Annotated in this window: 10 protein-coding genes and 2 riboswitches; all 10 genes read left to right on the top strand. The window is 45.0% G+C overall.

Annotated elements, in window-relative coordinates; genetic code table 11:
- The first annotated feature begins 5 nt into the window (after positions 1-5).
- The 10 genes from AC4PHB_RS08165 (at position 6) to purH (ending at position 12,541) form a co-directional block, all read left to right on the top strand.
- Positions 6-1,010: a permease gene (locus tag AC4PHB_RS08165; protein WP_492135955.1), complete on the top strand. Its 1,005-nt coding sequence runs from the start codon at positions 6-8 to the stop codon at positions 1,008-1,010.
- 18 nt (positions 1,011-1,028) lie between these two features.
- Positions 1,029-1,268 (top strand): thioredoxin family protein, encoded by a 240-nt coding sequence (locus tag AC4PHB_RS08160; protein ID WP_492135954.1) that lies wholly within the window; start codon positions 1,029-1,031, stop codon positions 1,266-1,268.
- Positions 1,269-1,311: 43 nt separating this feature from the next.
- Positions 1,312-1,413: riboswitch (purine riboswitch) on the top strand.
- A 150-nt stretch (positions 1,414-1,563) separates the two neighbouring features.
- Positions 1,564-2,865, top strand: coding sequence for an NCS2 family permease (locus AC4PHB_RS08155; protein WP_492135953.1), 1,302 nt, complete (start codon positions 1,564-1,566; stop codon positions 2,863-2,865).
- Positions 2,866-2,877: 12 nt separating this feature from the next.
- Positions 2,878-3,564 carry a phosphoribosylaminoimidazolesuccinocarboxamide synthase gene (locus AC4PHB_RS08150; protein WP_492135952.1) on the top strand — a complete coding sequence of 229 codons (687 nt, stop codon included), beginning with the start codon at positions 2,878-2,880 and terminating at the stop codon, positions 3,562-3,564.
- A riboswitch (purine riboswitch) is annotated at positions 3,553-3,654 on the top strand. It overlaps the preceding gene by 12 nt.
- 138 nt (positions 3,655-3,792) lie before the next feature.
- Complete coding sequence (locus AC4PHB_RS08145) at positions 3,793-7,524, top strand: phosphoribosylformylglycinamidine synthase (protein ID WP_492135951.1); 3,732 nt, start codon at positions 3,793-3,795, stop codon at positions 7,522-7,524.
- Positions 7,525-7,535: 11 nt separating this feature from the next.
- Complete coding sequence (purE, locus tag AC4PHB_RS08140; protein WP_492135950.1) at positions 7,536-8,018, top strand: 5-(carboxyamino)imidazole ribonucleotide mutase; 483 nt, start codon at positions 7,536-7,538, stop codon at positions 8,016-8,018.
- A 12-nt stretch (positions 8,019-8,030) separates the two neighbouring features.
- On the top strand, positions 8,031-9,377 hold the full coding sequence (gene purF / locus AC4PHB_RS08135; RefSeq protein ID WP_492135949.1) for an amidophosphoribosyltransferase: 1,347 nt from the start codon (positions 8,031-8,033) through the stop codon (positions 9,375-9,377).
- 15 nt (positions 9,378-9,392) lie between these two features.
- Positions 9,393-10,433 (top strand): phosphoribosylformylglycinamidine cyclo-ligase, encoded by a 1,041-nt coding sequence (gene purM, locus AC4PHB_RS08130; RefSeq protein ID WP_492135948.1) that lies wholly within the window; start codon positions 9,393-9,395, stop codon positions 10,431-10,433.
- Positions 10,415-10,999, top strand: coding sequence for a phosphoribosylglycinamide formyltransferase (gene purN, locus AC4PHB_RS08125; protein ID WP_492135947.1), 585 nt, complete (start codon positions 10,415-10,417; stop codon positions 10,997-10,999). Before purM ends, purN begins: the two co-directional genes overlap by 19 nt.
- Before the next feature lie 9 nt (positions 11,000-11,008).
- Positions 11,009-12,541 carry a bifunctional phosphoribosylaminoimidazolecarboxamide formyltransferase/IMP cyclohydrolase gene (gene purH, locus AC4PHB_RS08120; protein WP_492135946.1) on the top strand — a complete coding sequence of 511 codons (1,533 nt, stop codon included), beginning with the start codon at positions 11,009-11,011 and terminating at the stop codon, positions 12,539-12,541.
- The last annotated feature ends 1 nt before the right edge of the window (position 12,542 follow it).

The following is a 12,542-nucleotide window of genomic DNA, read 5'->3' as shown; positions in this document are numbered from 1 at the left end:
ATAAAATGACGATTTTTAGTTGGCTAAACTCTCAGCTTCTTAAAATGGAGTGGCTGTACAACCTGGTCCAACGTCTTGTCGAGAACGTACTTGGTCTTGATATGACGACAAGATTCGGAAACAGCCTCCACTTCTTTATATATGACACGATAAAGATTTTCCTGTTGCTTTCATTTCTTATATTTGGAATTTCATATATCCAAAGCTTCTTTCCCCCAGAGAGGACGAGGAAGATAATAGGAAGGTTCAATGGGATAACTGCGAACATACTGGCTGCTCTGCTGGGTACAGTCACACCTTTTTGTTCGTGCTCATCGATCCCGTTATTTATCGGGTTTACAAGCGCAGGACTTCCAATAGGAGTAACCTTCTCCTTCCTGATATCATCGCCATTGGTCGATCTGGCATCAGTGCTTCTTCTTGCCAGTATATTCAACTGGCGTATAGCAATAACATATGTCGTGGTAGGAGTTATCCTCGCAGTTATAAGCGGTACAATAATAAGTAAGGCAAAGCTTGAGAAATATGTTGAATCCTATGTATTCAATAATCCATTGCTTGACCTGGATCAGGAAGAACTGACTACCGGACAAAGACTTCAGTTTGCAAAAATCCAGGTACAGGATATAATCAAAAAGGTTTGGATCTATATTCTTGCTGGAGTGGGTATAGGAGCTATTATCCATAACTATATCCCGGAAAGTGTAATCACTGCAGTCCTTGGCCAGGACAAATGGTATTCAGTACTAGTCGCAACTTTGGTTGGGATACCAATGTACGCTGATATATTTGGCACTCTTCCCATCGCGGAGGCACTTGTTACAAAGGGAGTCGGAATTGGGACAGTGATGTCCTTTATGATGGCTGTAACAGCTTTGTCCCTACCTTCAATGATCATGCTTTCAAAGGTCGTCAAACCAAAGCTCTTGGGAATTTTTGTAGGAATAGTATCAGTGGGTATACTTATTATAGGCTTAGTATTTAATGGCTTCAGTCATTTATTGATATAATCAAGGGAGGTATGGAAAATGGAACTTAAGATTCTTGGAACAGGCTGCAAAAAATGCGACGAGCTCACAAAAAATACTGAGGCAGCAGTCAAGGAAAACGGTATTGATGCAACGATTGTGAAGGAAACTGACTTCAGAAAGATCATGGGATATGGAGTTATGTCCACCCCGGCTTTAGTTGTAAATGAAAAGGTCGTTTCTGCTGGCAAGGTTCTTAAAACGTCTGAAATTAAGGATTTGTTAAAGAATTATGTTTAATTCAAAATCAAGTTGACATATCCTTTTAATATTGCTACACTCAGAATGTGAAGAAAATATGGCTCATATAGTTCCCAAAATATGGTTGGGATGTATCTAGGACGTGACCGAGAATCATGTCACTATGAGCGAAAGTGTACCTAGGGTTCCGTGGGATTTTCCCAGCTGGTCCGAGCGGTACAGGTGCTCACCACACTACACCGGAGGGATAAAAGCCCAGGCGGGTAGGTTTCGCTAGACCTACCCACCTGGGCTATATTTTTTTCCAAAATAAAATTTGGAGGAGGATCAATCAGTGGAGAGTTTCTTTAGATTGAAGGAGCACAAAACAACAGTAAAGACGGAAATTCTTGCAGGAATCACAACATTCATGACTATGGCATACATTCTGGCAGTTAACCCAGGTATGCTTTCAGCAACAGGAATGGATGCAGGCGGAGTGTTTACAGCAACGGTAGTTTCTTCAATGATAGCAACCCTTATAATGGCTCTTTATGCTAAATACCCATTTGCACTTGCACCCGGGATGGGCTTGAACGCATTCTTTGCATTCACAGTAGTTCTCGGACCTTTGGGTAAAAGCTGGCAGTTTGCACTAACAGCAGTACTTATAGAAGGTATAATTTTCATTCTTTTATCCTTAGTCAAAGCACGAGAGGCGATCTTCGACTCTATACCCACAAATCTCAAGCATGCAGTTTCAGTTGGTATAGGTCTTTTTATTGCAATAATAGGACTTAGCGGAGCTGGGATCGTAGTTCCTGGAAATGGAACGGTCCTTGCACTTGGGGATCTTACATCAGGCTCAGTTGCAGTTGCACTTTTCGGCATAATAATTACCGGCTATCTGCTTGCTAAAAACGTAAGCGGAGCTATCCTTATAGGTATAATCGCTTCAACTTTAATAGGCATCCCATTGGGAGTTACAATGATCCCTGAAGGTTTTAGCATTCTCAGTCTTCCGCCGTCACTGTCTAACGTAGCATTCAAGTTTGTTGGAATGGAAGAGATATTATCCATGGAGATGTTGGTAGTAGTATTCACATTCCTTTTCGTTGACATTTTCGATACAGTAGGGACCCTGGCTGGAGTCTCCTCTAAGGCAGGCTTCCTCGATAAGGATGGAAAGCTTCCAAGAGTAGGAAAGGCGCTTATGGCTGATGCTATCGGAACCGTAGCAGGAGCGTGCTTGGGAACAAGTACAGTTACAACATATGTAGAAAGTGCTGCCGGAGTAGCCGGAGGTGGAAGGACAGGACTTACATCCCTTGCTACATCGGCAATGTTTGCCCTGGCACTTTTCTTTGCTCCCTTATTCACAATGATCCCAGCAGCAGCAACAGGACCTGCACTGATAATCGTTGGTTTGTTTATGATGAGCCCGATCAAGAAGATCAATTTCGATGACTTCACCGATGCTATACCTGCTTTCCTGACTATCGTAATGATGCCATTTGCATATAGTATTGCTGACGGGATCGTGTTTGGTATGGTATCCTATGTTATACTTAAACTTTTAACTGGAAGGACTAAAGAAATATCTAAGGTAATGTGGCTTTTAGCAGTGCTGTTCGTACTAAAATTCGTATTGATGTAGAAGGAGGAAATCATGGAACTAGTCTATACCGGCAAAACAAAAAATGTCTACAAACTTGAGGATGGAAACTATCTTCTCAAATTCAAAGACGACGTAACAGGAGAAAACGGGGTTTTCGATCCCGGTGCCAACACAGTTGGACTTAGCATTGAAGGAGCAGGGAAGGCCGGACTGAGACTGACTACATTCTTCTTTGAAAAGATAAATGAAAAAGGGATCCCAACCCATTTCGTATCAGCAGATATTGAAAACAATACTATGACAGTTCTTCCGGCGGCCCTTTTTGGACAGGGAGTAGAGGTTATCTGCAGATACAGAGCAGTAGGAAGCTTCCTTAAAAGATACGGAAAATACGTCTCTGAAGGCCAGGAGCTGGACGCATACGTGGAGGTGACTCTTAAGGACGACGACAGAAATGATCCTCTTATAACAGATGATGGTCTGGCAATGCTTGGCATAATGACATTGGAGGAATATAGAACTCTTACCGAACTGACTAAGAAGATCGGCGCAGTTGTAAAGGAAGAGCTGGCGAAGAAGGATCTTGAGCTTTACGATATCAAGTTTGAGTTTGGACGAGTCGGAGAGGATAATCACATAGCTCTTATCGATGAGATCTCCGGAGGGAACATGAGAGCTTTTAAGGGCTCAGAATATATCGAGCCGCTGAAATTGGAGCAGTTGATGTTAAACGAATAGAGAAATGCTCATATAAGTCTCCCAATAGGGGGGAGACGTCTCTACTAAATGACCGTAAATCATTTGTCTATGAGCGAAAGTGTGCCTAGGGTTCCGGGAGTAAAGCCTCTGCTGGTCCAAGCGGCACAGATACATTGGTTGTATTACACCGAAGGGAGAAAAGCCCAGGCGGGTAGGTTTCGCTTTTAAGCCTACCCGTCTGGGCTTTTAATTTTAAAGGAGGATAAAATGGAACATCAAAGAATCATAATCGAGAAAAAACCCCAGCACAATATCGAAGGAAAAAGGCTTCTTAAGGAAGCTGAGGGATATTTGGGACTAAAGGGAATAGAACAACTTTCGGTTTCAACTATATATGACCTGGTGTATGCAACTAACGATCAGGCAGAGGAGATAAAATCAAAGGTATTGTTCGATCCTGCAATGGACAAAACTCCTGCATCGAAGGTTGAACTGGAGGAAGGGGAGCTTGCCTTCAGAGTTGAATATCATAAGGGTCAGTATGACCAAAGGCAGCATTCGACAGAAGCAATCGTAAGGAACTACTTGGGCTTTGATGAAATTAGGGTCAAGACCTCAAGGCTTGTAAAGATAAAGGGCCTGGATGAAGAAGGCATCAACAAACTAAAATCATATTTTATCAATCCTATCGAGGCAAAGGAAATTCCTTTGGACCAGTTCTATTGGCAAGAGGAAAAGGAGAATGAATCGACTATCCCTGTTGTAGAGGGATTCATATCCTCTGATGTGGAGCATCTTAAAAAGCTTAGGATAGAGCTGGGCTTTGCGATGGATATAGATGATCTTACACATTGCAGAGACTACTTCAAGAGCAAGGACAGAAACCCAACCATAGCAGAGCTTAAGATGCTTGATACCTACTGGTCTGATCACTGCAGGCACACAACCTTCATGACTGAGCTTACTGAGGTGAAGATTGATGCAGGTATATATCAGGAGCTTTTCCAAGGAGCTCTGGACAGCTATATGGAGTCCCGACAATTCGCCCATGGAAACACCAAGGTCATGTCCCTAATGGACCTGGCAACAATAAACATGAGAGAGATAACTAAGAAGGGGCTTCTTGATGATAAGGAGGTTTCTGATGAGATAAACGCAGCAAGCATAGAAATCGATGTAGACGTAGATGGAAAAACTGAAAGATGGCTGTTGATGTTTAAAAATGAGACTCATAACCATCCAACTGAGATCGAGCCATTTGGCGGTGCATCTACATGCCTCGGAGGAGGGATCAGAGACCCGCTTTCAGGGAGAAGCTATGTCTACCAGGCCATGAGGGTCACCGGTGCGGCTGACCCAAGAAGAGCTATTGAGGAGACCAGAAAGGGAAAGCTTCCACAGAGGAAGATTACAAGAACGGCTATGGACGGCTACAGCTCCTACGGATATCAGATCGGCGGGACCTCCGGTTTTATACACGAGGTATACGACGATGGTTTCATGGCAAAGAGAATGGAGCTTGGAGCATTGGTTTCAGCTGCTCCGAAGGATTGGGTGCAGAGAGGAAAGCCGGAGCCTACTGATCTGGTACTTCTTATCGGTGGAGAAACTGGCAGGGATGGTCTTGGTGCGGCAGTAGGCTCATCTGTGGAGCAAAAGAGCGATGCATTGGCCACAGCAGGTGCAGAGGTTCAGAAGGGCAACCCACCTCTCGAGAGAAAGATCGTAAGACTTTTCAGAAATCCTGAGGCTACTAGACTAATAAAAAAATGCAATGACTTTGGTGCTGGAGGAGTAGCTGTAGCAGTTGGCGAGCTTGCAGATGGCTTATATATAGATCTGGACAAGGTGCCAGTCAAGTACCCGGGTATGGATGGAGGAGAAATAGCGCTTTCAGAGTCTCAGGAGAGAATGGCAGTTGTAATAGCTGAAAAGGATCTTGAAAGCTTCAGGAATCTTTGCATGGAGGAGGATCTTGATTTAGCCGTCATCGCTAAGGTAACTGATGAAAATAGAGTCCAAATGGTGTGGAAGGGAAGCACCATAATCGACATAGACAGAGAGTTCATTGAAACCAGCGGAATCAGGAAAAAGAGCAGAGTACACATTGTAGAGCCGGAGGGATCGCCATATCTTACAAAGCTTCCGGAATGGATAAAGGGAGAAAGCTCGAAAGAGGATTTCCTCGCCAACATGTCTCAGCTGAATACCTGCTCCCAAAAGGGACTGGTTGAAAGATTTGACAATACTATAGGATCAGGAAGCGTGTTCTTGCAGCTTGGAGGGAAACACCAGCTTACACCTCAGGAGGGTATGGCCGCAAAGCTGCCTGTATTGAGTGGAAATACAAAGTCATGCTCGATAATGACCTATGGCTATGATCCTGAAATGGCTAAATGGAGCACTTTTCATGGGGGATATTATGCAGTCGTCGAATCACTTGCAAGACTTGCTGCCATGGGAGGAGACATCACTAAATCAAGACTGTCCTTCCAGGAGTTTTATGAAAGGCTTGGAGATGACCCTGTCAAATGGGCGAAGCCATTCTCATCCCTTCTCGGCGCATTCACCGTCCAAAAGGCCCTGGATATACCCTCCATTGGAGGAAAGGACAGTATGAGCGGAAGCTTTGAGGATATAAACGTTCCACCGTCATTATTCAGTTTCGCCGTAGTTGCTGATAAGGTCAATAACCTTGTTTCCAGAGAATTCAAGAAGACAGGGTCGCCTGTTGCACTGGTTGAGCTTAAGAGAGACAAGGATATGCTCATAGACCTTGAACAGCTCAAGACTGAGTATGGGAAAGTAAAGGAGCTTGCGGACTCAGGTTTGATACTATCCTCATCCACAATAAAAGTCGGAGGAGTGGCAAGAGCTGCAGCAGAGATGACCCTTGGCAACAGGATCGGTTTCAGCTTTGACAAAAGAGGCAAGGGAATCTACATGCCACTAATCGGAGATCTATTGCTGGAACTGGATGAAGCTGCTGTTGAGAAAGCAGATGAATGGGGCTGGAAGCTGGTTGGACATACTCAAGCCAAAGAGGTTATAGAAATAGATGGAGAAGAGATACCACTTTTAGAGCTGCAGCACAGATTTACATCAGTGCTCGATGAGGTATTTCCGGTCAAGGACAATGGGGAACCATTCCTTCAGGAACTTGTATATACTAAAGGTGAAAGAAAGACTTCAAGTATAAAAATAACCAGACCAAAGGTACTGATCCCGTTATTTACAGGTACTCACGGTGAATATGATATGGAAGCAGCATTTAAGGCTGCTGGGGCTGATGTAGAGACATTCGTATTCAAGAGCCTTGACAGAAAACATATCGAGGAATCGATCAGTATTTTGTCAGAAAGAATAGAGAAATGCCAGATACTGGGGCTTGCACATGGATTCCTTTTAGGAAATGAGCCTGAAGCAGCTGGTAAGCTAATAGATATGCTTTTCAGGAATAAAAGGCTTCAGGAAGCTATAGAAAGACATCTATCGGCCAAAGACAGACTGATACTAGGAATAGGTACAGGCTTTAACAGCCTAATGAAGCTGGGTCTTATAGAGGAAGGTAAAATATCTGAAAGGAATGCCGGCTCAACTGTAGTCTCCTATAACAGAATGGGTGAGTTTGTTTCAAAGCTGGTGGACGTAAAGGTTGTGAGCAATCTTTCACCTTGGTTCAACGAGATGGCTGTGGGAGAAATATTTACAGCACCTGTGGCAACCAAAGAGGGAAGAGTGCTTCTCGGCAAGAATGGGCAGGCTATGATAGGCAAAGGCCAGGTAGCTACTCAGTTTGTGATGGGAGAAAGACCTACGGGGGATGGAGAGTTCAATCCTGTGGGAGCGCAGTTGGCTATCGAGTCCATGACAAGCCCTGACGGAAGAGTGCTGGGTACAGTGGCGTCGATCGACAGAAAGGGTAAAGATATCTACAAGAACGTACAAATAAGAGGCGAGGAGAGAATATTCGTCTCCGGAGTCAGATATTTCGAATAGGAGGGTGCAGGATGAAGGTAAGCGTAGTAATGGGGAGCGCATCTGATAAGCCGATAGGCGATAAGGTAATAAAGGTATTAGAGGAATTTGGAGTGGATAATGAGCTTAGAGTAATATCCGCTCACAGAACACCTTATGTTGCAAAGGAATTTGCTGAAAGTGCAGAGGAAAAAGGAACTGAGGTTATAGTGGCAATTGCTGGCAAGGCTGCACATCTTGCAGGAGTGCTGGCAGGTATATCACCACTTCCTGTAATAGGAGTACCGGCAAAGTCATCAACCATGGACGGCCTTGATTCCTTGCTGTCAGTGGTTCAGATGCCCAAGGGAGTACCTGTGGCAACAGTTGCGATCGATGGTGGAGAGAATGCCGGGCTTCTGGCAGTACAGATCCTTTCTGTCAAGTATCCTGAGCTGAGAGAGAAGTTCAAGGCTTATAAGGTAAGGATGGCCGAGGAAACCATTAAGGCTGATGAAGAGTTAAACCAAAAATAGGGAGGAATACCATTGAGTGGTATAGTTGGAATATTCAGTGCTGAAAAAAATCACGTATCGCCAGTCATATATTACGGACTGTATGCACTGCAGCACAGAGGGCAGGTCAGCACCGGTATGGCGGTAAACAATAACGGCTTCATCGACTATATAAAGGACCTTGGCCTTATCCATGAGGTCGTATCAAAGGAATCTCTGGAGAGATTCAGGGGAAACATCGCAATAGGCCATGTGAGATATGCAGCTCAGTTCGAAGCTAAGAACAAGGTAAATGCGCAGCCTTTAGTAGTGGGCTACAGAAGAGGAGCTCTTGCCATAGCAATGGATGGCAGTATAGTAAACTTCAGAGGCCTGAGAGATGAAATGGAGGACTCAGGCTCCATATTCCAGACAGACCTTGACACAGAGGTAATAGCTGCATTGATTGCAAAATATCACAAGGACGACTTGAACGAAGCCATGATCAAAGCACTGAAAGAGGTCAGAGGATCCTACGCGATCGTTGCAATGACCAGTGACAGGATGGTCGCGGCAAGGGATCCTCATGGAATAAAGCCACTATCCATAGGCAAGCTAGATGGAGATTATCTGATAGCCTCAGAATCATGCGCATTTGATGCTGTTGGTGCGGATTTTGTAAGAGATGTGGAACCAGGTGAGATAATAGTCATCGACAAGGACGGCCTTAGAAGTATCCACTTGGATCAGGCAAAGAGAAGTCTTTGCATATTCGAACTTGTATATCTTGCGAGACCGGACAGCATAATGGATGAAAAGAGTGTTTATATGGCAAGGTTTGAGGTCGGAAAAAGGCTTTACAAAGAATTCTCTGAAACCGACGCGGATATAGTCATCGGAGCGCCTGACTCAGGAATCGTTGCCGCAATAGGCTATGCCGAAGCATCGGGCATACCCTATGCTGAGGGCATGATAAAGAACAGATATGTTGGCAGGACCTTTATAGAGCCTACCCAGGAGATAAGGGAGCAGGGGGTAAGGATAAAGCTTAACCCGTTGAAGGAGAATATCCGAGGGAAAAGACTCGTTTTGGTGGACGATTCAATTGTAAGAGGAACCACTATGAAGAGGACAGTTGAGATGCTTAAGAACGCAGGAGCCAAGGAAGTCCATGTGAGGATAGCGTCCCCACCGGTAATGCACAGCTGTCACCTGGGAGTTGATACTCCTTCAGAAGAAAACCTTATTTCCAGCAGAATGGGTATAAATGAAGTGGCTGAAGAAATCGGAGCGGACTCACTGTATTTTATAAGCCTTGAAGGTCTTGTGGCGGCAACAGGTGGAGACAATGGATTCTGCAAGGGGTGCTTCAGCGGAAGCTATCCGGTGGATAAAGAATAACAGGAGGAAATAGAAATGTCTTTGACGTATAAGGATTCAGGCGTTGACAAGGAAGCAGGATACCGTGAGGTCCAGCTCATAAAAAGCTTTATCAAGAAAACACATATACCCGGAGTACTCTCAGAGCTGGGAGGCTTCTCCGGGCTGTTTCAGCTGGATATGACTGGAATGACTGAACCGGTTCTGGTATCCGGTACAGATGGCGTAGGCACTAAACTGAAGCTGGCATTTTTAACTGACAGGCATGATACGATAGGAGAGGACTGCGTCGCTATGTGCGCTAACGATATCCTTTGTCAAGGAGCAAAGCCTCTGTTTTTCCTGGACTACATAGCCACAGGGAAGCTTGTGCCCGAAAAGATGGCAAGCATAGTAGAGGGTGTAGCCAATGGCTGCGTAAAGGCAGGGTGTGCTCTGATAGGGGGAGAAACTGCTGAAATGCCAGGCTTTTATAACGATGGCGAGTATGATGTTGCAGGATTTGTAGTTGGGGTAGTTGATAAATCAAAAATAATAACAGGTGAAAGCATTGAGGAGGGAGATTTAATAATCGGACTTCCATCCAGCGGACTTCATAGCAATGGGTTCTCACTGGTAAGAAAGCTGGTTCTTGAAAAGCTAGGACTTGACTTGGATCAGTTTCATCCAGAGCTTGGCAAAACACTGGGCGAGGAGCTTCTTACGCCTACTAGGATATACAGGGATCCTGTATATGAAATAGTTGAAAAATACAAAGTCAAGGGAATGTCGCACATCACTGGAGGCGGCTTTTACGAGAACATACCAAGGATGCTTCCGGAGGGGTTGAGGGCAAAGGTTGATATTGGAACAATAGATACTCCTGCCATCTTCAGACTGATCCAGTCTTGGGGTAACATTGACGAGGAAGAGATGTACGGAACCTTCAATATGGGCGTAGGGATGGTTCTTGCAGCATCACCAGCTGAGACTGAAGGGATCATTGAATTTCTAAAAAGAAGAGGAGAGGAGTTCTATGTCCTCGGAGAGGTAATAAAAGGAGAGAAGGGTGTTGAACTATGGAGAAAAAGCGAATAGGAGTCCTGATCTCCGGAGGAGGCACCAACCTCCAGGCCTTGATAGATGCCTGTAAAGCTGGCGAGATAAACGGTGAGATCGCAGTAGTCCTTTCAAATAGGGAGGACGCCTTTGGTCTGGAACGGGCAAGAAAGGCTGGGATCCGTGCCGAATATGTCAGGTGGCTGGGAATGGCACCTGAAGAGTACGACGAGAAGCTGGCTGCAATCCTAAAGGATGAGGGAGTTCAGTTGGTTGTGCTTGCAGGATGGCTGAGGGTGCTTACCAGGTATTTTATCGAGCACTTCAGAAACAGGATCATAAATATCCATCCTTCGCTCATACCAAGCTTTTGCGGCAAGGGCTACTATGGAGAGAAGGTGCATCAGGCCGTCCTCAAAGCTGGCGTAAAGGTAACAGGGGCAACCATACACATGGTTGATGAGGGCACAGACACCGGGCCGATACTCTTTCAGGAGGCTGTTAACGTGCTTTCCGAGGATACGGTTGAGACACTTCAGAAAAGAGTTCTGGAGGTCGAGCATAGGCTGCTGGTAAAGGCAGTCTCTGATTTTTGTGAAAGGTAGGAGATTTAGATGAAGCGAGCTCTTATCAGCGTATATGATAAAACTGGGATCGTAGACTTTGCAAAGGGCCTTGAAAGCCTTGGCTGGGAAATCGTATCGACAGGAGGAACCTATAGACTGCTTAAGGAAAACGGAGTTGAAGCATTGGAAATAGACCAGGTAACCGGATTCCCCGAGATACTGGACGGAAGGGTCAAAACACTGAACCCGCTAATACACGGAGGGATACTGTTTAGAAGAGACCTGGAGTCCCATAAATCAGTAGTAGACTCAATGGGTATCGTTCCAATAGACATAGTGATAAATAACCTGTATCCTTTCGAGGAGACAGTTTCAAGAGCTGATGCAACTCCTATGGAGATAATAGAAAACATAGACATTGGCGGTCCATCAATGATAAGGGCTGCAGCAAAAAACTACAAGGATGTTACAGTAATAGTAGATCCGGCTGATTACGGCACTGTTCTCGAGGAGCTTAGAATTAATGGGATAACGACCCTAGAGACAAGAGCAGCTCTTGCCAGGAAGGCCTTTTCACTGACCGCATACTACGATGCCCTTATAGCAGGATATTTCAATAGCAGTCAGGAGGTTTCCTTCCCTGAATTATTGACTCTGCCCTACAGAAAGAGGGATAGCCTTAGGTATGGTGAGAATCCTCACCAAAGAGCTGCCTTTTATGTTGAGAGTTCAGGGACATTAGGAACCATAGCAGGGGCCAAGCAGCTCCATGGAAAGGCACTTTCGTTCAATAATATAAATGATGCAAATGGTGCGATAGCCTTGATAAAGGAGTTTGACGAGCCTGCTGCTGTTGCAATAAAGCATGCTAATCCTTGTGGAGTAGGCAGCGCCCTTACATTACTGGAGGCATTTGAAAAAGCATACTCAGCTGACCCGGAGTCAATATTTGGAGGAATAGTCGCTCTGAATGGTGAGGTTACAGAGCAGATCGCAGACAAGCTTAAGGATATATTCCTTGAGATAATAATCGCACCTTCCTTCAGCAATGAAGCCCTTGAAATACTGACAGCCAAAAAGAATTTAAGGCTGTTGGTCATTGAGGGATTAAATAATACTGAGCAGAAAAGACTCCAGCTGAAGCAGGTACAGGGTGGACTGCTATTACAAGACTCAAATCAACAGCTTCTTGGTGAGGAAATGCCATCTGTCACAAAGAGATTTCCCGAGAATGAAGAAATCGAGGATATGCTCTTTGCCTGGAAGGTTTCAAAGCATATCTCCTCAAATGGGGTAGTCCTTGCAAAGAACAAGATGACTGTAGGAATAGGTCTTGGTGAGGTGAACAGATTCTGGGCAGTTGAGGAGGCAATAAAAAGATCAGGAGACAGGGCCCCAGGCTCAGTTCTTGCATCTGATGGCTTCTTCCCATTCAGAGACTCCGTCAAGGCTCTGGCAGCGGCAGGAGTTACCGCAATTATTCAGCCTGGAGGATCCGTAAAGGATAATGAGGTCATCGAAGAAGCAGATGACAACGATGTTGCAATGCTTTTCACTGGAATAAGGCATTTCAGACACTAGG

This window comes from Gudongella sp. QWL-04, from assembly GCF_058683975.1.
This window is presented reverse-complemented; position numbering and strand designations above follow the sequence as displayed.

Bases quoted from the DNA above. Each gene is read 5' to 3' on its own strand.
- AC4PHB_RS08165 (WP_492135955.1), top strand. From the start codon at position 6: ATGACGATTTTTAGTTGGCTAAACTCTCAGCTTCTTAAAATGGAGTGG.
- AC4PHB_RS08160 (WP_492135954.1), top strand. From the start codon at position 1,029: ATGGAACTTAAGATTCTTGGAACAGGCTGCAAAAAATGCGACGAGCTC.
- AC4PHB_RS08150 (WP_492135952.1), top strand. From the start codon at position 2,878: ATGGAACTAGTCTATACCGGCAAAACAAAAAATGTCTACAAACTTGAG.
- AC4PHB_RS08145 (WP_492135951.1), top strand. From the start codon at position 3,793: ATGGAACATCAAAGAATCATAATCGAGAAAAAACCCCAGCACAATATC.
- purE (WP_492135950.1), top strand. From the start codon at position 7,536: ATGAAGGTAAGCGTAGTAATGGGGAGCGCATCTGATAAGCCGATAGGC.
- purM (WP_492135948.1), top strand. From the start codon at position 9,393: ATGTCTTTGACGTATAAGGATTCAGGCGTTGACAAGGAAGCAGGATAC.
- purN (WP_492135947.1), top strand. From the start codon at position 10,415: ATGGAGAAAAAGCGAATAGGAGTCCTGATCTCCGGAGGAGGCACCAAC.
- purH (WP_492135946.1), top strand. From the start codon at position 11,009: ATGAAGCGAGCTCTTATCAGCGTATATGATAAAACTGGGATCGTAGAC.